The sequence below is a fragment of the Listeria rocourtiae subsp. hofi genome (assembly GCF_963575615.1).
In the GTDB taxonomy this organism is placed as follows: Bacteria; Bacillota; Bacilli; order Lactobacillales; family Listeriaceae; genus Listeria_A; species Listeria_A hofi.
Map to the genome: position 1 here is coordinate 32,688 of NZ_CAUYTL010000007.1, position 24,413 is coordinate 57,100.

Here is a 24,413-nt window from a genome sequence, read left to right on the forward strand (position 1 = left end):
AGATTGGATGAAGAAGTGGATTTTAGGTGCGATACTGGTTGTTTTAAGTAGTGTTTTGCTGGCGGGGTGCGGGCTTGGGACGGATACGGGTGCTTCAAGTGATGCGCTAACGAAAGATGGTAAAGATGTTAAGACGGTTGTGGTCGGAACTGGTACGCAATTTCCGAATATCTGCTTTATTGATGATAAGGGAAATTTGACGGGGTATGATGTGGAGCTTGTAAAGGCACTGGATAAGAAGTTACCGCAGTACAAATTTGAGTTTAAAACGATGGATTTTTCTAATTTATTATTGAGTTTGCAAACGAATAAAATCGATTTTGTAGCGCATCAAATGGAAGTGAATGATGAGCGTGAGGAGAAGTTTTTATTTAATAAGGAGCCATATAATGTTTTTCCGCTGCAGGTTGCGGTGAATGAGAAGAATACGGATATTAAGTCGGTTGCGGATCTTGCAGGGAAAACGGCGATTGTTAGTGCAACGAGCAATTCAGCGGTTTACTTGGAGAAATACAATAAGGAGCATGGGGATAAAATTAATATCGTGTATTCGGGAACTGGGAATAATGATGCAACGAATCAGATTCGAACTGGGCGTGCGGATGCTACCATTACGACTCCTTTTGCGGTGAAATTATTGAATGAGCAAGCGGACGCGCAACAAAAAGTGGTCGGGGAACCGGTGCTAAATTCGAAGGTTTTCTTCTTGCTACGCAAAAATGAATCGCAGTTGTCAGATGATTTGGACGGCGCATTGAAGGAACTAAAAGAAGAAGGTGTGGTTAGTAAGTTGAGTAAGAAATGGTTGGGTGCTGACTATACGGTAGATTTTTAAAATGGCTCCTAAGCGAGATGCAGTTTTTACATTTTAAAGCATAAAGGGGTGGAGTACAGATGGGGAAGGCGTTTGATTGGCATTTGATTTTTGACTTTATTCCGACATTGCTGGAATATTTGATGATAACGTTGCAGGTTTTGGTTTATGCGACGGTGATTGGGCTAATTTTGGGACTAATTTTGGCTGTAATTCGCTTGTTTCGGGTGCCGGTTTTGAGCCAGCTGGTAATCGTATTTCTTTCCTTTATTCGCGGAACACCGATGTTGATTCAGTTGTTTTTGGTGTTTTACGGTTTACCAGCATTGTTGCTCGTGTTTGGCGTTGATATTTCACGAATGGCGCCGGCATACTTTGTCATTGTGACCTACGCGCTTAGGGATGGGGCGATTTTTTCGGAGATTTTCCGAAGTGCGATTAAGGGCGTTGATTATGGACAAACGGAGGCAGCGATGTCGGTTGGGATGAGCCCAGTGCAGAGTTTTTTTCGGATTGTGTTACCGCAAAGTGCCAGTATTGCGTTTCCCAATGTGGCGAATTCGGTAATTAGTTCGCTGAAAGATACGTCATTGGCGTTTACGATTGGGCTGATGGACATGATGGGACGCGGGGAGACGCTGATTGCGGCTACGGCTCATGCGTTGGAAGTTTATATCGCAATGTCGATTATTTATTATACGGTTGTGCTGATTCTAGAACAGGTAGCAAAATTGTTTGAAAAACGCGCGAATCGGCATAAGGCACCGGTTGTGGTATTAGATTAGAAGAGGAAGTGGATACGTAATGCAGCTCGATTTTCCGTTTATTTGGGAGGCCTTTAAAGAAATTTTGACGGCGTTACCGCTTACTTTATTACTTACATTTGTACCTCTTATTGTTGGTTTCTTAATTGGGCTTGGCGTCGCGCTCGCACGTATTTATCGTGTTACGGGGGTGCATCGTGTGGCGAATGGCTACGTGTCCTTTGTTCGTGGGACACCAATTGTGATGCATATCATGCTGATTTATTTTGGCTTACCTCTTTTACTCGATAGTTTGGCGAAGCGTTATGATTGGTCGTTTAACATCAACGGCGTTCCGATTACGATTTTTGTACTTATCGCGTTGTCACTTAGCGCAGGAGCCTATCTTTCGGAGATTATTCGTTCTGGTATTATCGCCGTACCAAGTGGCCAAGTTGAGGCGGGCTACTCGGTTGGGATGACAAAATTCCAAGTGATGACGCGCATTATTTTACCGCAAGCACTTGCGCAGTCGATTCCCAATTTGACGAATATCGTGGTTGGCTTTTTACAGGCATCGTCTATTGCTTTCCTCGTCTCGGTTAAAGAAATCACAGGAACTGCACAAATCGTGGCGTCCAGCAACTTGAAGTTTCTTGAAGCATTTATCGCTGCGGGGCTGCTTTATTGGGGCGTAACCATTATGATTGAATTGATTGCGTCACTTATCGACCGCAAAGCTACAGCCTATAACAAGGGAGGGATTGGATGATACGCTTACAAGGAATTACAAAGCAATTCGGCGAACAAAAGGTGCTAAAAGGCATCGATTTAACAATTAATAAAGGCGAGGTTATCACGATTCTAGGACCGAGTGGCTCTGGGAAAACAACGCTTTTACGCTGCCTCAATTACTTAGAAAAACCAAACGGTGGGCTAATCGAGATTGGTAATGTGACGGTAGCCACTGAAAAAGCGACGAAAAAGGATATTTTAGCATTGCGTAAAAAAACGGCGATGGTATTTCAACATTACAACTTATTCGCGCATAAAACCGTGATTCAAAATGTGATGGAAGGTCTGATTATAGCTCAAAAAGTAAAAAAAGCTGAAGCACGCGCACGTAGCGAAGCCATTCTTGTAAAAGTCGGACTAGGCGATAAGTTTGATTTTTATCCAAGCCAGCTTTCAGGTGGACAACAACAGCGTGTTGGTATTGCTAGAGCGCTCGTCCTAAACCCCGAAGTTATTCTGTTTGATGAACCAACCTCTGCACTTGACCCTGAACTTGTTGGGGAAGTTTTGTCAGTGATAAAAGCAATCGCGGAGGAGGGCATGACAATGGTTGTGGTGACGCATGAGATGCAATTTGCGAAAGAAGTTTCAGATCATGTTTTGTTTATGGCAGATGGCGTAGTCGTGGAGGAAGGAAGCCCTGCAGAATTATTTGGGGCACCAAAACAAGAACGAACGCGTCAATTCTTAAAGCGGATATCCGGAGATGTATCCATACCGCCAATCGTTGTTCCACTAAAAGAGGCGTGGATTGCGAATCCTGTATGATTGTTGAAAAAGAAACAAAAACAGGCTATAATGTCCTTAACGCATGAATCATATGGGAGGACAGGCGATGAATAAGGAAGAAGCAATTATGTCTGGCGTTAGGGACGTATTAAACAAAATCGCTGCGCTGAACAAGCCAAAGATGGAAACGAGTCTCGCAGGTTACAAATCATCCGAAGTCCACTGCGTCGAATACATCGGCAAAAATAACGATCCAAACGTCACCAAGCTTGCCGCATCTTTTTACATGACTCGAGGTGCCATCAGTAAGTTAACAAAAAAACTCATAGAAAAAAACCTCATTGAAAGCTACCAGAAAGCCGATAACAAAAAAGAAATCTATTTCCGCCTGACATCAAAAGGAAAAGAAGTTTTCGATATTCATGAAACGCTACATCAAGAATTTCAAGCGCGCGATAAAGCCATTTTCGATCAAGTCACGGAGGAACAATTTGATGGCGTACTATGCTTTCTCGAAAAATATAGTCAACATCTAGATAACGAAATAACGAAACAAAATCAATACTAAAACAGTTCCACTCTATTTTTGAGATAAGGGCTGTTTTTATTTTTTTAAACGATTTGTTGACAAGGAAACAAAAATAAGTTATTGTTGACGGAGAAACAATATTACGACATTTAAGGAGCAAAAACAATGACACAAACTAAACAATCAATCCCAACTAAACATGCGCTCGTATTCGGGCTTATCTCTGTATTTCTAATCGGAATAGGTTTCAGCATTATCACGCCTGTTATCCCCTTTTTAGTCCAACCTTATATAGCTAATCTGGGAGATCAAGCATTGATCGTGACGTTACTCATGTCCGTTTACGCTGTATGCATGTTCTTTTCAGCCCCTGTACTCGGAGCTTTGAGTGACCGATATGGTCGGCGTCCAATTCTATTAGTAAGCTTGTTTGGAGCTGCGATTGGATTTTTCGTATTCGGTATTGGCGGGGCATTATGGGTACTATTCGCTGGACGTATTATTGAAGGCATCACAGGAGGTAGCATTAGCACCATTTTCGCCTACTTTGCCGACATCACGCCCGCTGAACAACGCACCAAATATTTCGGCTGGGTAAGTGCGGTGGCAGGAGCAGGTTCTATCATGGGACCAACAATCGGCGGACTACTTGCGACCAGTTTCGGATACAGCGCCCCACTTTATTTTGGAGCAGCAATCGCGCTAATCAATATGATTTATGGTTACTTCTTCATGCCAGAAAGCCTCGATGCCAAAAATAGACTGCAAGAAATCACCGCCACGCGCCTCAATCCATTTCTACAACTTTTCAATATCTTATCCATCAAAAATTTAAACCGATTACTTATCGCGGCATTTCTACTATGGATTCCAAGCGGCTCCATGCAAGCCATCATGTCTCAATTCACGATTGACACGTTCAGTTGGAAACCCGCGCTCATCGGTCTCGTATTTTCCATCATGGGTTTCCAAGATATTATTTCACAAGCCTTCATCATGCCACAACTCCTGAAAAAACTCAGTGACAAGCAAATCGCACTTCTCGGAATGACAGCAGAACTCATCGGTTACGCCTTCATAGCAACATCAACCATCGCAGCATCAGCACCCTTTTTCATCATTGGTATTTTCATCTTCGGTTTTGGCGATTCAATCTTCGGACCATCGTTCAATGGAATGCTTTCCAAATCTGCTGATGCCAGTGAACAAGGTAGAATTCAAGGTGGTAGCCAATCTATCCAGTCGTTAGCAAGAATTATCGGCCCCATTCTAGGCGGTGCCATCTACGTTTCACTTGGACATGTCGCACCAGCAGTAATGGGCGTCTTTCTGATTGCCACGGCTATTCTCGTCCTACGTAACATGAAACAAAACAGCTAATAAAAAATGGTGATTAGAAAGCCGAACTAGGCCATCTAATCACCATTTTTATAATGAATTATAAAGAAAAATAATCACTAAGTACTTTCGCCGCATCCGCTATCAATTGATCGTTGTATTCATCATCTCTGCCCGTTTTTTTAGAGTAAATAACCCAAATTAGCGGTTTTGTATTTTTGTCTTTATAGATAGCCGCAATATCATTACGAGTACCATACCAACCAGCGCCGGTCTTATCTCCAACAATATAACCTTTTGGAACACCAGCACGAATTAAATTATCGCCGGTTGTATTATCGAATAACGTTTGCTTGAAAAGGTCTAGGCGCTCGTCCGCCATATTTCCTTTCGTTAATAGGAAAGAAAGCGTATTAGCCATTGCCTCTGGTGTCGTTGTATCACGCGTATCACCTGGCACAGCCTCATTTAATTCTGGTTCATAACGGACCGGTAACATTGTTTTATCGCCAATTTTGACCAATTCTTTTTTAAAGCCTTCAGGTCCGCCTAATTCACGAAGCATTATATTAGCCGCTGTGTTATCGCTGTAATCCATAGCCGCCTGGATCAGCTCCTTCATTGTCATTCCGCTATCTACATGCTTTTCAGTAACTGGCGAGTAGTCCACTAAATCCTCTTTTGAAAAATAAAAGCGTTTATCCAGCTCATCGGCAGTCAGGTTTTTAAGTAATATTCCACCAGCAATCGCTTTAAAAGTCGAAGCATAGGCGAATCGTTCTTGCGCATTGTAACTAATGCTTTGCTTATTTTCCGTATTCATCCCATAAATACCAAGCGTTGCCCCATATTTCTTTTCCAATTTTTCGATCTCCGACTTGAACTTTGCCTCTGCTTTTACGGCCTCTGTCTCTTTATCGGTAGTAGCAGCCTTCTCCTTATCAGGCGCACTGCACGCTACCAAAATCGCTATCGCAAAAACGGCCAACAAACCTGTTAAAAGTTTTCTTACATGCATATTCTCATCTCCTATCGTAATTTTTATTACAATCTCTAGTCTATTGCAAAAAGGTAAAGAGGGGATACAGAAAACAGAAAGAAAATATTAAGGTTTCCTGATTATTTTTTGTCATTTTTGGATTTAAGTGGTATATATTTTCTAAGTTAATAACGTTTATCGATTTTTACAGTCATAGCTAGGAACCCTTAACGTAAGTCATTATTAAAAGAAGGGATGATTGTAGGATGCGTTATGAATGCTGACTAACCATTTCAGTAAAGGAAGTGGTACATAGGATGCGTAAAATCCATCAAAAGATAGCTATTCAATTGAATGGTAGATCCAATTATCTTAGGTGAATTGTATAGTAAATGCCCTATTATACTAGGTACTACACTCCCTGAAAATATGAAAAAGAAAAAATACACTAGATATAGTTAGCAAATTCATATAATCCCTACTGATAAATTTATTTCTTGTAGGCTGTTGTGTATAGTGTGATACAACAAATAAACATGTACTTAAAGTAAGGAACTAATGATTATGTTGGCGAATGTCGCCACCTTGACCGAAAAAGACAAAGTCACTGGCAGAATGCCAATTTTCTTCTGTATTTAAACCGGCATGAATTTCTTTTCGTAGCTCTTCCGATAGGAGATAATCGCATAGAAACGCCACTACCTAGTTCTTGAAAAGCGAAATAGGTAGGATGCGAACTATTTTTGGAAAATTGCTTTAAAATAGCTTCGGTATCTGCGGTATTAATGCGTAGCGCTGTCGCATATTTCACCATTTCGTTGTACTTTTTTAGAATATCTACTTGTTGCTTTAAAAACTTATTGTCTATTTTGAGTTGCTCTAGCTCTGGCAATACTTCTGGCCCTTTACCGAAGGTATACTGTTTTCCAACTGGTTGAACCAAGCGATGTTCTTCTCCGTTTCTGTACCAGCGCCACCATGTTTCTACTTAATGTTTAATGCTCAAGGTTTCCATAATTGTTTTACCTTCTAATCTCATTTTAATCACTTCTTGTTTAACTTCTAACGGATAAGCAACCCCTGTTCTCATGCAAAAAGCACCTCCTATTAAATTCATTGTATATGAATTTAATAGGAGGTGCTTTTTGTTTTGTCCCACTATAGTGGGTCAGTTCCCGTCCATTCTTTTTTCACGATGTTTTCCCCATCCATTTTGTTAGATCAAAGATTTATTGTGTAAATTATATCAAATGTAGGAAAGTATGCAAAGGTTTCTTCTAGATAAATGAAGGCACGATAAGCTGGTTGAAGATGAAATATATAAACTTTCTTTGCGCATCAACGAAAAGAAATACTTGACGTTCCACTTGCAGATGTTTATATTTATAGATAGACAAATATCTATCTATAAGGAGGTTTATTGTGACATATGAAGAAACTGCTCGCCTTTTTAAGGCGATGAGCGATTCTAAAAGAGTTCAAATTATTGATATTCTTTCCTGCGGGGAATTGTGTGCATGCGATTTGCTAGAACATTTCGATTTCACGCAACCCACATTATCTCATCACATGAAAGTTTTAATGCAAGCAAGTATTGTACAAAGCAGAAAATCAGGAATCTGGCATTACTATTCCTTAAGGGAGGCATCTATACTGAAAGTACAACAAGTTTTGACTGCTTTTTTGGAAGAAAAGGAAGCGTGTATTTGTCATAATATACACAAGAAAGGGAGTCTATCAGCTAATGCTAGCCAATGACTTTGGTTGGCGATAATCCCATATAAATGAAATACACTAGCGAGTAGTATCTCTTTTTCGCTAGTAGTAAGGGGGAACTATGCAAATCATACTCGCTATTTTCGTTTTTATCATCACACTCATATTTGTTATCTGGCAGCCTAGAAATCTATCGATTGGCTGGTCAGCGTGTGGCGGAGCTGTTATCGCATTACTGGTAGGTGTTGTCACACTCACAGATGTAGTGACTGTAACAGGTATTGTCTGGAATGCGACGTTAGCTTTTATTGCTATTATCATCATTTCTCTTATCCTTGATGAGATTGGCTTTTTTGAATGGGCCGCGTTACATATGGCAAGACTCGCTAAAGGGAATGGTATTTTAATGTTTGTACTTATTGCCATTTTAGGAGCTTTGGTAGCCGCATTTTTCGCGAATGACGGAGCTGCTCTAATTTTGACACCTATTGTGTTGGCCATGGTACGTGCCCTTAAGTTTGATGAAAAAAAGGTGTTTCCGTTTATTATAGCTAGCGGATTTATTGCCGATACAACATCGCTACCGCTCGTCGTCAGTAATCTTGTGAATATCGTTTCTGCCGATTTCTTTGGGATCACGTTTTCTCAATACGCGCTTACGATGTGGATACCGAATCTTTTTTCTTTCATGGCAAGTATCCTGGTATTGTATCTTTATTTCCGACGAGCGCTACCGAAAAGATACGCTGCATCAGAACTTGCTACACCTGCTTCCGCAATCAAAGACGTGAAAATGTTCCATATTTCTTGGGGAATATTAGCTGTTCTGGTTACAGGCTATTTTTTAAGTAGTTTCTTGAATATCCCGGTTTCCTTTATCGCCTTATTTATAGCACTAACCTTCTTGTTACTTGCTAGAAATAGTCAAGCGGTTCATACTAAAACGGTTTTAAAAGGTGCTCCTTGGAGTATTGTATTTTTCTCCATTGGTATGTATGTGGTGGTATATGGCTTACAGAATGTTGGTATTACAAAAATTCTAGCAAGTGCTTTGGAGCATATCGGTAACTATGGCTTATTCGCAGGCACCATTGGCATGGGATTCATCGCAGCTATCCTATCATCGATTATGAATAACATGCCTACGGTGATGATTAACGCCTTGGCTATCGATCATACTTCCTTTACCGGAATCATGAAAGAAGCCATGATTTACGCGAACGTAATAGGCTCTGATTTAGGTCCAAAGATAACTCCTATCGGTTCTTTGGCAACCCTTTTATGGCTGCACGTTTTAGCGCAAAAAAATGTGAAGATAAGCTGGGGCATGTACTTTAAAATTGGGATTGTCATTACCCTTCCTGTCTTATTTATCACACTCGTAGGTTTATATCTATCTCTACTCATTTGGAATTAATGGAGGCTTATATGATGAAAATTATTATTATTGGTTCCGTCGCTGCAGGAACAAGTGTGGCGGCAAAAGCAAGAAGAAACAGCGAGGAAGACGAGATTGTGGTATACGATCAGGATAGCGATATATCTTATTCTGTTTGTGGGATTCCTTATTATATCGGGGGTGAAGTCCCAACATTAGATACCCTAACACCAAGAAATGCAGCATGGTTTCAAAAACGCTATAACGTCGCGATTCATACGGAACATCGTGTCATGAAAATTCATCCTGACCAACAAAAAATGGATATTTTAAATCTTAAGACAGGCGAAACGGTGGAAGATTTCTACGACGAATTGGTACTTGCAATGGGAGCAAAACCAGTGACACCTGTTGCCTTTGAATCATTCACAGATGCTAAGAATATTTTTCATGTTAGAAATATTCAAGACGCCAGCACGATACATCACTATATCAAGGAGAAGCAACCGAAAACCGCACTTATTGTTGGCGCTGGGTTTATCGGTCTAGAAATGGCCGAACAGTTACAGCAATGCGGTATCGATGTGACCATCATACAGCGTGGGAATCAAATAATGAAACATCTTGATAGGGATATGGCTTTTCGTGTACAACAAGTATTGGAGAAACAGGGTGTCAAAATTGCTTTAAATACAGTGATAGAGAAGATCAAGTACACAGATAAAGGAAAACGTTTGGTAACGATAGATAACCATGCACGCGAACGAGAATCGGATATGATTATTCTAGCAGCAGGTGTAACACCAAATACGAACTTATTACATGGAACCAATATAACACTTGGAAGCTCTCATGCTGTTTCCGTAGATGAAAAGATGCGAACGAATATCCCGCATATATCAGCTGTTGGTGATATTACAGAAAGTTACTCTTTAATCACCGGAAAGCCGTTGTATCGACCTTTAGGCTCGACAGCTAATAAAATGGGGCGAATTGCTGGAGATATGTTAACTGGTGGATCATTACAACACCGGGGAATTCTTGGCACAGGGATTGTCCGAGTTTTTGATATGGTTGTCGCCTATACCGGTTTAGCCGAGCAGGAAGCACGAGATGCAGGTTTTGAAATAGAAGTGCTCTACAATATTAAGCCGGATAAAGCAGACTATCTTGGAGGGAAAGAACTCACGATTAAAGCGATTGCTGATCGGAAAACAGGACGTGTTCTAGGTGCTCAAATAACAGGAACACATGGTGTTGACAAACGCATTGACGTGTTAGCAACAGCCATCACTTTTAAAGCAACAGCAGCGGATCTATTTCACTTAGATTTAGCGTATGCGCCACCATTTGCAACGACAAAAGACCCTGTGCTGTATACAGGAATGGCCTTGGACAATGCGATACATGATAACCCACTAATAACACCTGAAACGCTCATTCAGAAACAAAATGAAGGCGAGAAAATGCAGATTATTGATACACGATCCAAAAAGCAATTTGAAGCATCCTCTGTTAAAAATGCCATACACATTCCTTTGGCCGAGCTCCGAGAACGGGCAACGTTACTTGACCCTACAGTACTTACAGTAACCTACTGTAATAAAGGCGTAACAGGCAATGCAGCCCAGAATATTCTAAAAAACAAGGGATTTCAAACAGTCTATAATCTGTCTGGAGGCAACAAAAACTATCAACTATATTTAGAGTTGATTGGTGACTAAATGATAATAAAAAGAAGGCCACTCTCTGTTAACGAGATTGTGGCCAATGCTGTGATGATAGAATAAACTCGATTTACAAGAGATTTCAATCAATATAGTCAGAATATTTCGCGATTTATTATTTGACCGGAGATGCAGGCTCTATCCCTAAAAGCCTGCCAAGCCAATTCGAGTCTTTTCGGCAACAGTGGAGTCAGTATCCAGCTGCCATCGATGTTTGGGTGCGGAATTTCAAGCATGTGGAACAATTATTTGATTATGGTAGCGCCATCCGTAGAATCATGTATACCACGAGTGCCCTGGAAAGTGTCCATGACAGTTTTCGAAAAGTCACGAAGAATGGTGCCTTCCCTCAGGAATCGTGTGTCAAATTATATTTCTTAATGACACACTTTTCTTGACAAACCCTTTTAAGAACAAGTTTTATATAATTTTATGAAGATAAACAACTTCTGCTGGGCTTTAACAAAGAAAATTCATGCTTTATTGGTGGATCTATCTAGTAGGAAAAGCAAGGATATCACTATATATCAAAAACCAGCTGCGAAACCTTATCCCAATCTGCTGCATTCGGTTGTCTAGAACACGTATACACCACACAATCAAAATGCTCAAACCGATCCTTATAATTCTTCACCAAAATATCCACGTCATGCTCCTTAATATAATCATTCGTCACACGCTGATTCGACAAAAATGTCATTTTTGTATTACTCCCTACGACATTCGCCGCAAAAATTTGTAAGTAATTCAAATAAGCGGTTTTCCCATCAAACGAGAATAAAATATGCTGCTTCGCCCCATTATTTTTATTATTCACATACAGCGTAAACATCGTCAAGTTAACGCTTACATCATCAATATGCGCAATGTGTTGCAACTCCGGAACTGTATTATTTCTCAAAATATCATACCAAATCTCAAAAATATTCCCATGATTCTTCTTAATCGAAGCATTTACCTCAAAGAAATTTTTCTGAAAAAGCGGAGAAAGTCTACTCAACAAAATAATATTTCGCAGGAAAAACACAAAAATACTCAAAGACGGTTCATCTGGCTCCTCCAAACGATTCCTAACAAAATACTCCCGCGTGATCGCGAATAAATTCTCAATCAAAGTAGCATTCTCTATATTCACAATCCCACTAGAAAACTGCTCCGTATACACATAATTGTCCAACAAAACAAAATCTAAAAACAGAATTTCATTTCGATTCACATCCGGATCAGAAGAAAGCACAAGCCCTAACACATCCCGCGCCAGTTTTTCAATTGAGCGGTACGTCATAGGTAACTCTTTCTGTTTTAACTGCACGTCATCACTAATCCGAATATACTCACGCAATTCCAAACGCTTCGTAATCACCATAATCCAATATAACACACTCCGGTGACTTACATACCCTTCCAACTCACTATGCTCCATAATATATTGAAACCCGGTCTCAAACGAATTAAAAATTTTCTTATCTGGCCTAAAATTTTGCGATACATCATCCGTACTATAGAAGAAATAATGAAAGAAATACCGAATATCCACCTCGCGCCCCTCAATCGCAACCGGCGACAACTGCAACTTCAAATGAAAATCCGCCAAAATCTCTTTAAAATGATTCAAATACCGATACAACGTCGACGTCGAAATAAATAACTCATCTGCCCACTCATCAATATTCATATATCGTCCCTCAAAAATGCTATTCGTAATCGCAAAAAGCGGCGACTTCTCAGCTAATTCACCCAAAACAAAATCCACAAGCTCATAATCATCAATTTCCAGCATTGAAGCAGAATGTCTAATAATTAACTTTTCCTCCATACTTTCTATTTCCTGCACGTCCCTTTTTAACGTTCGCAATGACGTATTGAGCGTATCCGATATTTCATCTAGCGTAATCGCATACCTAGCCTTGGCAACCTGCTCAATCAACAAAATTTGACGATGGACTTTTTTATCAGGTATTAACCGCAAACAAAAATGATTCATAAGCAACCCCCTCGTTTCAAAAACGCCCAAAATTTAGGCAAAATAAAATGGCAATGACAAGCAAATTCCCATAAAATAAAAGTATCCTCAATGAGACATGACGTATCACAAACGCCAGCTTTTCTATCCTTTTCCCCGAATATTGGCAACCTAATCTATCAAATATTGCCCAATACGAAGAGACATCAACTGTCACAAAAAATTCACAATTTCAAGCATGAGTACACTTTTTAGAGGTAACAAACGTCAAAAATAATATGACATACTAGAATCATAAGGAGGTTGTCTATTTGATTCCAGATGATTTATATTCTTTAAAAATGATGAAGCAAGAATTTACTCAGCCTAAACTTTTCAACTTATTAGCAGAAACCACTTTTTATAATATCGAAAAAGATAGTATAACAATTAAAAAGAATGCGATACTAGATTTACATCAAAACAACATAGAATACGTATACTACATTTGTGATGGCATTGCAAGTGTTAGCGTAGCAGGCGAAGTATTCGAGTTTAAAGGTCCCTCCGAGTTTGTTGGACTTTCAGATAGTATGATAAATGCAAACTGCGAGGATTTCGAAGTGAAAACCATAACAAAAATAACGGTTTGGAGATTCATCAAAAGTGAGGTTATTGCAAAAATCATGAGCACACAAGAAGGATACCTTTATCACTATATGAGCATGCTAGACCAATATAGCCGGTTTACAAAAAAGCTTATGACCATGAAGAAGACACACAAAGAACGAGTTTTCATAGCCCTACAAGAATTAGCAAAGAAATTTGGTACACCAGCAAATAACGCTATAAAAATTCCACCCGTATTCACGCGCAACATCATTGCTCAGTATGTAGGAGTCGGGTTGTCCAAGCTAAGTGATAGCCTATTAAAACTACAAGAGGAATCCCTTATATTTGTCACTAGCAAGCGAGAAATTGTTTTGGAAATAGAAAGTATAATATAAAAAACTGATAATAGGTTTGCCTTGCACACCAGCTTATCCAAATGAAAGCCGATTTTTACTATTAGGAGGTGATGCAGACAAAGACAGACGATACTTCCACCTACTCATACTAATCTGCTCCAACAATGCAGTTGTTTATGGAAAAACAGGTAATCACGCTACCTCTCAAACAAAAAGCGAGTAAGGAGGTAGGCTGGGTATTTGTTCTGGCAATACCACAAATAGGGAGGTGATGGGCTAACAGGCTACCCAGTTGCAATACAAATAAAAAAGCAATCAAAAACAAAGGAGAATAATAATAAAATGCTAAACAAAAAAATGAAACAAGTAGCAAGTGTTCTATCTATCTCAGCTCTTCTAGGGACTACAATCGTCACACCTTTAGGAGTACTTTCAACCAATGCTGCTCTAGCACAAGCAGCGACAGCAGCAACACCAACACCAACAGCAGATGCTAACCCTAATCTTATGGGCGATTTCAGTGTATATGCATTACCTACAACAATGGGAGATACGTATCGTTTTAATAACTATGTTTTCGGTAGTACTCCAGCTTTTTTGGCTCCTTCGGAACAAACCACGCAAAAGATTAGTACTCTAAATACGCTGACTAAAGTTGCTGGCCAACCAGATACTTTTACTATGGGTAAAGATAATCTAAAAAAAATTACTCTTCTAGGTGCAGATAAAAATGGTATTAGTATTGATAACAAAGGCGGAGATGGACAACAACAACTTGCAATAGGTTATGTTGGCTCCCTTGTACCAGGTAAAGAGTATTCATTCTCATTCTCTACCACTTTTGATAAACCAGGTCAAGCGACGTATAATAGTCGATATATAAGTGTTAGTGCAGTTTATAGTAGCGCGAGCAGTAATAATATCACTATACCCAGCTCAGCTGGTTCTTATATTACTAGCTCTGGTAACATCACAGGTACATTTAAAGCAGGACAAGGAGCAGATAAATATTCCAGTATACAACTTAATGTCTATACGCCTACTGGTGCTGTAATAACCATATCAGATTTCACTTTGACAAAGTCACCTGCCCAAGAGCAAGCTGATTTGCAAAGTGAAGCACAAACAGCTGTAAATAATCTTTTTACAGGTGGTAATACGGCCAATGATATTAAAGCTGGTTTAACACAAGATGAGATTGATAATGCTAAGAATTTAGTTAGCCAATTGCCTGACTCAACATTAAAAAATGCATTAACAGACGCTGTGAACAAAGCGCAGACTCAACTAGACCAACAGAATGATGCAGCAGCTTACAATGCCGCACGTGCAGCAGTGAATGATTTGTTTGCTAACAAAGATACAAGTGGTGCTATTAAAGTTGGTTTGACACAAGCCGACATTGATGCAGCGCAAGCGTTAGCCGACAAAGTAGTGGATCCTACTAAAAAAGCGGAGTTACAAAAAGACCTAGACAAAGCAAAACAACTATTAGATGCCAACAATGCAGCAGCAGCAGAGCAAGCTCGTCAAGAAGAAGCATTAGCAAGCATAAAAGATTTGTTCAACAACAACGATACAACAGGAACAATCAAAGATGTTACAAATCAAGATGCCATTGATGCAGCACAAAAAACAGTGGATGCTGTAACAAATCCAACGAAAAAAGCAGAACTTCAAAATGAATTGAATGAAGCGCAAGCGCAATTAGATGCAAGAAACGCAGCAGAAGCAGCAGAAAAAGCTAACCAAGCAGCAGCAGAAGCAAGTGTGAAAGACTTATTCAATAACAATGACACAACAGGAACAATCAAAGATGCTACAAACCAAGCAGCCATTGATGCAGCACAAAAAGCAATCGATGCTGTCACAGATCCTGTGAAAAAAGCAAGCTTACAAAAAGACTTGAATGAAGCGCAAACACAGCTAGATGCAAAAAAAGTAGCAGAAGCAGCAGCTCAAGACCAAGCGCGCCAAGCAGTCAATAATCTATTTACAAACCAAGATCCAGCTGGCCTTATCACTGTAACAGTGACTCAAGCTAATATTGATGCAGCCCAATCTTTAGTGAATAAAGTAACAGACCCAGCGAAAAAAGCAGACTTACAAAAAGACTTGGATGCAGCCCAAACACAATTGAATGCTAAAAATGAAGCAGCAGCAGATGCTAGCGTGAAAGGTTTATTCAACAACAACGATACAACAGGAACAATCAAAGACGCTACAAACCAAGTAGCTATTGACGTAGCACAAAAAACAATTGATGCTGTAAAAGACCCAGCGAAAAAAGCAGATTTACAAAAAGAGTTGAACGAAGCGCAAACACAGCTAGACGCAAGAAATGCAGCAGAAGTAGCAGACAAAGGACAACAAGTTATCGCTGGTTTCCTTGTAAATCAATTGTATCAAAATAATGATCCAAGCACAGATGCTATCAAAGACACTACAATCCAAGCAACAATTGATGCAGCCCAAGCACAAGTGGATCTTCTTTTACCAAGTGCCGTAAAAACTGATTTACAAAACAAAGTAAATCGTGCCAAAGAATTATTAGACCAAAGAAACAAAGAAGCAGCAGCTGACACTAGCGTGAAAGGTTTATTCAACAACAATGATACAACAGGAACAATCAAAGACACTACAAATCAGACAGCCATTGATGCCGCACAAAAAACAATCGATGCTGTCACAGATCCAACGAAAAAAGCAACACTGCAAAAAGAGTTGAACGAAGCACAAACACAACTAGATACAAGAAATGCAGCAGAAGTGGCAGAAAAATCAGCTCGTGAAGGGGTTAATAATCTGTTTACGAATCAAGATCCAACAGGTAACATCACTGGAAAAGTGACTCAAAAAGATATTAATGCAGCCCAAGATCTCGTTGACAAAGTAAAAGACCCAACGAAAAAAGCAGCCCTACAAAAAGATTTGGACGCAGCTCAAAAACAATTAAACGATAATATTGCAGCTCAAGAAGCAGACAAAACACAACAAGCCGTTGCTACTTTTGCAGTCAATCAGTTGTTCCAAAACAATGATCCAGGAACAGATGCAATCAAAACTACAACAACACAAACATCCATTGATACAGCACAAGCACAAGTAGATCTTCTTCTACCAAGTGCAGTGAAAACAGACTTGCAAAACAAAATTAATCGCGCCCAAGAATTATTGGATGCAAAAAATCAAACAGCAGAAGAACAAGCACGTCAAGCAGCAGCAACAGCTAGTGTGAAAGACTTGTTCAACAACAACGACGTTAATGGAACTATCAAAGACAGCACAGACCAAAAAGCTATTGATGCGGCACAAAAAACAATCGACGCTGTAACAGATCCAACGAAAAAAGCAGAACTACAAAGCGGTTTGGATAAAGCGCAACAACAATTAAACGATAAAGCAAGCGCAGAAACAGCAGCTCAAAACCAAGCACGTCAAGCAGTTAATAACCTATTTACAAACCAAGATCCAACTGGAAACATCACTGGAACACTAACTCAAAGTAATATTGATGCAGCACAAGCCCTAATCAATAAAGTAACAGATCCAACGAAAAAAGCGGAACTACAAAGCGATTTGAATAAAGCACAACAACAATTAACTGATCGCAATAACGCTATCATTGCTGTGCCACAATTAAATCCAATGACAGAAGCAGATACAGTATTTAGTGGGAAATTAGACGTAACTAATTATAACCCTGGTACAATCCGCATCTTCATCAACAATGTTGCTACTACAATAGTACCCGTAGATGCAAATGGTAATTTCACGTATAACATTGGAAACCGTAAAGCAGGCGATGTTATCAGCGTAGATTATAAAGATCGCACAGGTCAATATAATGCAGCTACAAAAGCATCTATTACAGTAACACCAGTTTTGAGTACAACAGTTATCAATAAAATGACTGAAAACGACGACACAATTTCAGGTACAACTACACCAAATGCAAAAGTAAGATATGTTGTCAATGGACAAGCAGTAAATATCGGATATGCAGATGCAAGTGGTAATTACTCAAAATATGTAGGCGTACAAACACCAGGAACTGTTGTTGGTGTGGAAGTGTTCGATGTAGCATCCAATCAATATAAACCTGCAGTAACAACAACTGTGAAAGCAGTGAACGTTACAATCGCACCAATGACAACAGCAGACGACACAGTAACAGGTAAAGCTCCTGCAAATGCTAAACTAAGAATCTCAATCAATGGTGTAGCAGTGAACGTTACAACAGCAGACGCAGATGGTAACTATAGTAAGCTAATTGGCAAACAAGCGGTAGGAACTGTAGTATCTATCGAAATGTTCAATACAGACACAGGCAAATACGAATTTGCAAAAGGTACGACAGTAACAAGTGCTGCAGTAAGTATCGAATACACAGTGAATGCGATAACTACAAATGATGACACGCTTACAGGTAAAGCTCCAGCAAATGCTAAATTAAGATATGCTATCAATGGTCAACTAGTAAGTGTTATTACAGCTGACACATCTGGAAATTACAGTAAATTTATTGGTAAGCAAAAAGAAGGTACCGTTGTTAGCGTAGCATTATTAAATGCAAATACCAACCAATATACAGCTTATAAAGACATCACAGTTTCAGCTACAACTGACGCATCCTCACTTGCACCAGTTATCAACACGATTGTTGCAGGCACAGGGGTAGTATCTGGTACAGTTCCACAAGGCGTAACAACAGTAAGAACATGGGTAAATGGTGTCGCTCAAGTGATGGTTCCAGTCACTGACGGTACGTTTACTTGGACAAAAACAAGCCTTAAAGAAGGCGACACAGTGAAAGTAGATTACAAAGATGCAACTGGCAACTGGATTTCAGCAGAAAAAGTTGTAACGAAATAAGATAAAAAAATACTAGGATGGGGATTGCTCCATCCTAGTATTAATTAAAGTGAGGTAGCAAAATGAAGAAATGGAAACTAGGATTTATAGCATTAGCCAGTATAGTTCTCTTATTCGCAGCATGCTCTAATACAAATGATAACGCAAAAACGAATAATAAACAGAGCGAGAATAAACAACAAGAAGCAATAAAGCCTACTAAAAACAAGCAATTCAAATTAAACGATCGTGTGGATCTCTTAGGTTTGATTGTCACTTTTGAAAAAGTAACCTATTTACAAAATGATAAAGGCGTTAAGGATAGTGTGCTGAAGGTAGATATGAATGTAGAAAATAACTCCGCTACACCTCGAGGATTTACCACAATTGGTATGGAGATTAGCGATAAAGGCGGAAAGAAATTAGCAATTTATCCAGGTGAAAATTTGGGGGAAAAAATTGAACCAGGAAAGACTGTTCATGGATCAGGTTACTTTGCAGTGAACGGCAAGGGCCCATACACTATTGCGTATAAAGACCAAGATTCCGATGTAAGAGCTTCTTGGAAAGTGGAGGTTAAATAACATTGGAAGGAAAAACAATAGACGTATCAGATTTGCTATTTATTTTGAGAAAATGGTTTTGGCTTATACTCATACTGGGATTGATAGGGGCTATCGGTGGATTTGTTATTGCTAAACAGTTTATTGTTCCCACCTATGAATCGCAATCCCAACTTGTCATTAAGCAAGGGACCAAAGATGAAACGACAACATCAACGTCAGATACACAGAGTAATATTCAACTGGTGAACACATATAAAATCATCATAGTGAGTCCAACTGTCCTGGAGAAAGTAGTTGATAATCTAAAATTAAACATAACATCACGGAAATTAGCTAAACAAATTTTGATAGAAAATTCAAAAGACTCGCAAGTTCTGACAGTCAATGTTTTAAACCAAAATCCAAAAATAGCAAAGCAAATCAACCAGCAACTTATCACGGCGGCAATCAAAGAGGCTAAAAAAATTATGTCCGCTAATAACATTCGCGTGTTGACAGATCCAACATATAACGATATCCCAGTGAAGCCAAATAAAGTATTACTTACTGGTATTGGACTTTTAGCAGGGTTTCTTGTGGCTATTACAATTATCGTTATTAGAGAAACCATGCGTCAGAGTGTTCGCGATGAAAAAGAACTAAGCCACATTATCAAAGCAACCCACCTAGGGAATGTCAATCAATTTTGATAGGAGGAAGGTGAATGATGAATTCTCGTCTATACAAAAACAATGCTAAAAAAAGCCAAGACACGTTAGAGCAAATGGCAGAAAATAGAGCATTTAATGAGCAAATTAAAATCATTCGTACAAATATAGAATTTGTTTCAATGGGGCAAAGTAAAATATACCTTGTGACATCGAGTATACCAGGTGAAGGAAAGTCTACGATAATTTCGAATATAGCGATAGCATTTGCACAACAAAATAAGAAAGTATTACTCATTGATGGTGATATGAGGAGGCCAACACAAGCCAAGCTTTTCCAAAGATTAAATCATACGGGACTGAGTACACTACTCGCTAATCAAAGTGTACTAGAAGACACCGTTCAAACCATTGATAAATATAACATCGATCTTATTCCAAGTGGCCCAGTACCCCCAAATCCCACTGACTTACTCTCCTCTCCTAACCTCGAGAAATTATTAGAAAAATGCAGAGAAATGTATGATTTTATCTTCATCGATAGTCCACCATTAATTGATATTGCAGACGGGCCGATTTTGGCAAGTAAAGTTGATGGGACATTTTTGGTCGTGCGTGCCTATCGAGCATACAAAACAGAAATTCAAAAAAGTGTACAAATTCTAAACCAGTCTAATGCTAAAGTTACAGGCTATATTTTGAACGATGTAAAAAGGCAAAGGTCAAGCAAAAATTATTACGTTTATTAAATGATAAAGGTGCGTTGATGGAATGAAAAAATCGAATACTAAACAAGAGAAAAAGACGCTGATATTAGGTGCAGGCGATACAGGTCATATTATCGCTAGAAAGATTTTAAAAGACCAGGCACAGACATTTCGGCTACTAGGTTTTTTAGACGATAGTCATGAGAAGCAAGATATTAGCTTAGCAGGTGTTCCTGTTATTGGTGTTTTGGCAGACCTACCGGAACTAATCAAACTTTATAATATTGAACTTGTAATTATAGCCGTCACAAATATGGATAAAGACGCGTTTGTAAAAATAGAGATGGTATGTAAGCAAGCAAGGGTAGCGCTAAGACGCGTGCCAGGTATCGAGGACTTATTACTGAAAAGTCAGCCGCTTATCAACTTTTCGGATATTCCCGCAGATATTCCAGAAGATTCTTTATTGAATCGTGCGCCAGTAGAATTAGATGACGCTGAAATTAGACGGCAATTATATCGAAAGACAGTACTTATTACGGGTGCTGGAGGATCAATCGGTTCTGAAATATGCCGGCAACTGTTAAAGTATGAGCCAGAAAAACTTATTCTACTTGGTCATGGTGAAAATAGTATTTATCTAATTGAACAGGAGTTGCGCGAGTCGGTAAGGAATACAATTCTGGTGCCAATTATTGCAGATATTAAAAATGGCAAGCAAATGCATGAAATTGTAGAAGAATATATGCCAAATGCTATCTATCATGCAGCAGCACACAAACATGTTACGCTAATGGAACAAAATCCTCATGAAGCAATACGTAATAATGTCATCGGGACGAAGAATATTAGCGCAGCAGCAGATAAATTTGGGGTACAATCATTTGTCATGATCTCATCAGATAAGGCTGTAAATTCAACAGGTGTTATGGGCGCCTCCAAACGAATGTGCGAAATGATTGTACAAGAATTTGCTCAAAAAAGCCATACTAAATTTTCAGCAGTACGATTTGGAAATGTTCTTGGAAGCCGAGGCAGTGTAGTTCCAGTGTTCAAAAAGCAAATTGCAAAAGGTGGCCCAGTAACTGTAACAGATGGCCGTATGACACGTTTCTTTATGACAATTCCAGAAGCAGCGAGCTTAGTATTACAAGCAGGGGCTCTTTCAAAAGGTGGCGAGATATTCGTTTTAGATATGGGGAAAGAAGTTAGAATCCTTGAGCTGGCTCAAAATATTATTAAGCTATCTGGCTATTCTTTAGATGACATTGAAATCAAGTTTACTGGGTTGCGCCCAGGTGAGAAATTATATGAAGAGTTATTGCTAGAAAACGAATTAGAGCCAAAGCAAATTTATCCGAAAATCTATGTGGGTAAAACGAAAGATGTCAATTTTGAGATGATGTATGAAATTCTAGAAAACTGCGACAAGTGGTCGAAGGTGAAGCTACGTGAAGAGATGATTACTCTTGCCAATAGTAACTGCACCGTGCAGAAAATATAATTTGAGAGTATAGGTGATAAACACGTGAATTGGCTATTTGCACATGACAATCGATTTTTAGAAGCAGATGATGGACAAATTTACTCAGAAGTTGCGTTTGCCTATAGCAATTGGGAGCGGTATTTAGTACACATTGACCAACTGACTGTCCTGGCACGAATGGAAAAACTAGGCGATTTAAATAAGAAGGCAATCAATCTATCGAGCGGTCCTGGTGTTACTTTTCAAGGTGTAGAAGATCCTTATGGAGTTCGGACTTTGACACCATTTCCAATAGGGTATAAAACGGTGCTAGAAGCGGTGAAAAAGACGGATGGTGTCATTGCTAGGCTACCATCTGAAATAGGTTATATGGCTTTAAAAGCTGCTAAGAAAACGAACACTCCGTATTGCATTGAAGTTGTAGGTGATGGATACCAAACAATGGCGACATATGGCAACTGGAAGGGTAAAATCTATGCACCGATTGCTGAACGCAAAATGAAGCGAAATATCGCGACCTCCCAACATACGCTCTATATAACAGAAAGGCATTTGCAAGAGCGTTATCCCCCGGTAGGATATAACGTATCTTGCTCGAATGTCGAAATACCAAAAATAGAGAAAGACACGTTGGTTCGACGTCAAGCGAGGATAGAAAGTGATAGAAAACGGCTTCATATAGGTATGAATGGTTCTTTATCATCGCCATATAAAGGCTTCGAAACGACATTTTTAGCACTTGCAAAAATTAAGTCAGAGCTACCGCCATTTGAGTTTCGAATTCTGGGGCGAGGACCTAAGGAAAGATGGCAAGATTTAGCGAAAGAGCTTGGCTTGGAAGATTGTGTCGTTTTTAGCGGAACGCTTCCAAACAAAGATGTTTGCACATGGTTGGATGATATCGATATTTTCCTGATGCCTAGTAAAACGGAAGGACAGGGTCGAGCGCTAATTGAAGCTTTATCAAGAGGTTGCAGTTGCCTTGGGTCGAATGTTGGTGGCATACCAGAATTGTTAGAGCCGGAGCAATTGCACGAATCCGGAGATGTAGCAACATTCGCTAATCAGATTAAGGTGCTTGCAATAAGTAAAGAAAAACAGTTGCAATACGCAGAACGAGGTATAGAAAGAGCAAGAACTTTTCAGAGTGAGATATTGCAAAATAAAAGACAAGAATTCTTTCATCGGTTTAAAGAGGTTATAGAAATGAGGAATTGACATAATGACAAGAAAAATTGCAGTAGTAGGGCTAGGTTATGTAGGTTTACCAGTAGCCGTAGCGTTTGGACAAAAACAAGAAGTCATCGGTTTTGACATAAACGAGGATCGTATTGCTTCCTTGAAAAAGCATCACGACAGTACAAATGAGGTAACTAGTGAGAACTTGCAGAGAGCCAATGTTGCGTATACAGCAGATGCAAAAAAATTGCGGGAATGTGATTTTATTATCGTCGCCATACCAACCCCCATTACAGATGATAAACAACCGAATTTAGCGCCACTAATTAGTGTTTCTGAAACGATTGGTGAGCACTTAAGTAAAGGTACGATAGTAGTCTATGAATCTACTGTATATCCAGGCGTTACTGAAGAAGAATGTATCCCCGTACTTGAAAAATACTCCAAATTAAAAGCAGGTCACGACTTTTATGTAGGGTATTCCCCAGAGCGCATTAACCCCGGTGACAAGAAAAACACCTTTTCCACGATTAATAAAATTGTCTCTGGTCAAACAGAGCAAGTTACTGAAATTATTTATAACACGTATAAAACAGTTATTCAAGCCGGTGTGTACAAGGCAAGTAGCATTAAAGTAGCCGAAGCTGCGAAGGTAATCGAAAATACGCAGCGAGATTTGAATATCGCGCTAATGAACGAATTTGCGATGATTTTTGATCGATTAGGTATTGATACGAAAGAAGTTTTAAAAGCTGCAAAAACAAAATGGAATTTCCTTCCTTTTTCACCTGGTCTTGTTGGTGGGCACTGCATCAGCGTTGATCCTTACTATCTAACACATAAGGCGCAACAGCTGGGCTATGATCCTCATATGATTCTAGCAGGGAGACGAATTAACGATGGTATGAGCCATTTCATCGTTTCAAGCTTGATTAAGAAAATGATTGAGGCAGACTTACCAATTAAAAATAGTGTAGTGACAGTTTTGGGTATCACTTTTAAAGAGGACGTTCCGGATATTAGAAATTCTAAAGTTATGGACATTATCTCAGAGCTGAAGCGTTACGGAATCCAAGTTCAAATTGCTGACTCCATGATGGAAGCTGAGGGCGTAAAGCTGGAAGATAGATTGGTTCCGTTTGAGGAATTGAAACAAAGCCAAGCAGTTATTTTGGCAGTACCACATCAACAATATATCGCTTCAGGCTGGGAAACATTTGAAAAATTGGTTTCTCCTAATGGGATTTTAATGGATGTCAAAGGAGCCTTAAATAGCGAAGAAAAACCAGCAAATATCCATTATTGGAGATTATGAT

At 39.3% G+C, this 24,413-nt stretch carries 19 protein-coding genes and 2 pseudogenes; 18 read left to right on the forward strand and 3 right to left on the reverse strand.

All coding sequences use genetic code 11. From position 1 onward, the window contains the following. Positions 1–7: 7 nt before the first annotated feature. The 6 genes from R8925_RS05120 (at position 8) to R8925_RS05145 (ending at position 4,990) form a co-directional block, all read left to right on the forward strand. Positions 8–835 carry an amino acid ABC transporter substrate-binding protein gene (locus R8925_RS05120; RefSeq protein WP_430534837.1) on the forward strand — a complete coding sequence of 276 codons (828 nt, stop codon included), beginning with the start codon at positions 8–10 and terminating at the stop codon, positions 833–835. A gap of 59 nt (positions 836–894) precedes the next feature. After that, positions 895–1,599 (forward strand): amino acid ABC transporter permease, encoded by a 705-nt coding sequence (locus R8925_RS05125; RefSeq protein WP_430534838.1) that lies wholly within the window; start codon positions 895–897, stop codon positions 1,597–1,599. Positions 1,600–1,618: 19 nt separating this feature from the next. Beyond that, positions 1,619–2,329, forward strand: coding sequence for an amino acid ABC transporter permease (locus R8925_RS05130; protein ID WP_430534839.1), 711 nt, complete (start codon positions 1,619–1,621; stop codon positions 2,327–2,329). After that, on the forward strand, positions 2,326–3,120 hold the full coding sequence (locus tag R8925_RS05135) for an amino acid ABC transporter ATP-binding protein (protein WP_430534840.1): 795 nt from the start codon (positions 2,326–2,328) through the stop codon (positions 3,118–3,120). Before R8925_RS05130 ends, R8925_RS05135 begins: the two co-directional genes overlap by 4 nt. A gap of 67 nt (positions 3,121–3,187) precedes the next feature. Next, positions 3,188–3,649 carry a MarR family transcriptional regulator gene (locus R8925_RS05140; protein WP_430534841.1) on the forward strand — a complete coding sequence of 154 codons (462 nt, stop codon included), beginning with the start codon at positions 3,188–3,190 and terminating at the stop codon, positions 3,647–3,649. A 126-nt stretch (positions 3,650–3,775) separates the two neighbouring features. Then, positions 3,776–4,990, forward strand: coding sequence for an MFS transporter (locus tag R8925_RS05145; RefSeq protein WP_430534842.1), 1,215 nt, complete (start codon positions 3,776–3,778; stop codon positions 4,988–4,990). 58 nt (positions 4,991–5,048) lie between these two features. Here the strand turns inward: R8925_RS05145 and bla are convergent, their stop codons facing one another. Beyond that, the gene (gene bla / locus R8925_RS05150; protein ID WP_430534843.1) at positions 5,049–5,966 is read right to left on the reverse strand and encodes a class A beta-lactamase; all 918 of its coding nucleotides are present in this window, start codon (positions 5,964–5,966) and stop codon (positions 5,049–5,051) included. A gap of 534 nt (positions 5,967–6,500) precedes the next feature. Continuing rightward, a pseudogene (locus tag R8925_RS05155) lies at positions 6,501–6,750 on the reverse strand (Tn3 family transposase); the annotation flags it as partial. Positions 6,751–7,349: 599 nt separating this feature from the next. Between R8925_RS05155 and R8925_RS05160 the strand changes: the two are divergent. From R8925_RS05160 to R8925_RS05175, 4 genes and pseudogenes are all read left to right on the forward strand, one after another. Continuing rightward, positions 7,350–7,685, forward strand: a complete 336-nt coding sequence (locus tag R8925_RS05160) for an ArsR/SmtB family transcription factor (protein WP_430534844.1) — start codon at positions 7,350–7,352, stop codon at positions 7,683–7,685. Between the two features lie 79 nt (positions 7,686–7,764). Continuing rightward, positions 7,765–9,060, forward strand: coding sequence for an arsenic transporter (locus R8925_RS05165; protein ID WP_430534845.1), 1,296 nt, complete (start codon positions 7,765–7,767; stop codon positions 9,058–9,060). 14 nt (positions 9,061–9,074) lie between these two features. Further along, entirely contained in the window at positions 9,075–10,745 is a 1,671-nt protein-coding gene (locus R8925_RS05170) for an FAD-dependent oxidoreductase (RefSeq protein WP_430534898.1), read from the forward strand. Between the two features lie 138 nt (positions 10,746–10,883). After that, positions 10,884–11,134 (forward strand): annotated as a pseudogene (locus R8925_RS05175) (transposase); the annotation flags it as partial. A 134-nt stretch (positions 11,135–11,268) separates the two neighbouring features. On the opposite strand, the gene R8925_RS05180 reads toward R8925_RS05175, so the two are convergent. Next, a complete protein-coding gene (locus R8925_RS05180) occupies positions 11,269–12,732 on the reverse strand; it encodes an AcpB/EbpR/MafR family transcriptional regulator (protein ID WP_430534846.1) in 1,464 nt (487 codons plus the stop codon). 290 nt (positions 12,733–13,022) lie between these two features. Between R8925_RS05180 and R8925_RS05185 the strand changes: the two genes are divergently transcribed. The 8 genes from R8925_RS05185 to R8925_RS05220 all read left to right on the forward strand — a co-directional run bounded on the left by R8925_RS05185 (position 13,023) and on the right by R8925_RS05220 (position 24,412). Further along, complete coding sequence (locus R8925_RS05185) at positions 13,023–13,697, forward strand: Crp/Fnr family transcriptional regulator (protein ID WP_430534847.1); 675 nt, start codon at positions 13,023–13,025, stop codon at positions 13,695–13,697. A gap of 303 nt (positions 13,698–14,000) precedes the next feature. Then, complete coding sequence (locus tag R8925_RS05190) at positions 14,001–18,533, forward strand: toxin Cry1Ac domain D-VI-related protein (RefSeq protein ID WP_430534848.1); 4,533 nt, start codon at positions 14,001–14,003, stop codon at positions 18,531–18,533. Positions 18,534–18,595: 62 nt separating this feature from the next. Next, positions 18,596–19,096: a DUF4352 domain-containing protein gene (locus R8925_RS05195; RefSeq protein ID WP_430534849.1), complete on the forward strand. Its 501-nt coding sequence runs from the start codon at positions 18,596–18,598 to the stop codon at positions 19,094–19,096. 2 nt (positions 19,097–19,098) lie between these two features. After that, the gene (locus tag R8925_RS05200; protein WP_430534850.1) at positions 19,099–19,767 is read left to right on the forward strand and encodes a YveK family protein; all 669 of its coding nucleotides are present in this window, start codon (positions 19,099–19,101) and stop codon (positions 19,765–19,767) included. Between the two features lie 14 nt (positions 19,768–19,781). After that, on the forward strand, positions 19,782–20,474 hold the full coding sequence (locus tag R8925_RS05205) for a CpsD/CapB family tyrosine-protein kinase (RefSeq protein ID WP_430534851.1): 693 nt from the start codon (positions 19,782–19,784) through the stop codon (positions 20,472–20,474). 22 nt (positions 20,475–20,496) lie between these two features. Further along, on the forward strand, positions 20,497–21,936 hold the full coding sequence (locus tag R8925_RS05210) for a polysaccharide biosynthesis protein (protein WP_430534852.1): 1,440 nt from the start codon (positions 20,497–20,499) through the stop codon (positions 21,934–21,936). A 24-nt stretch (positions 21,937–21,960) separates the two neighbouring features. Then, entirely contained in the window at positions 21,961–23,136 is a 1,176-nt protein-coding gene (locus R8925_RS05215; protein WP_430534853.1) for a glycosyltransferase family 4 protein, read from the forward strand. 4 nt (positions 23,137–23,140) lie between these two features. After that, positions 23,141–24,412, forward strand: a complete 1,272-nt coding sequence (locus R8925_RS05220) for a nucleotide sugar dehydrogenase (RefSeq protein ID WP_430534854.1) — start codon at positions 23,141–23,143, stop codon at positions 24,410–24,412. The last annotated feature ends 1 nt before the right edge of the window (position 24,413 follow it).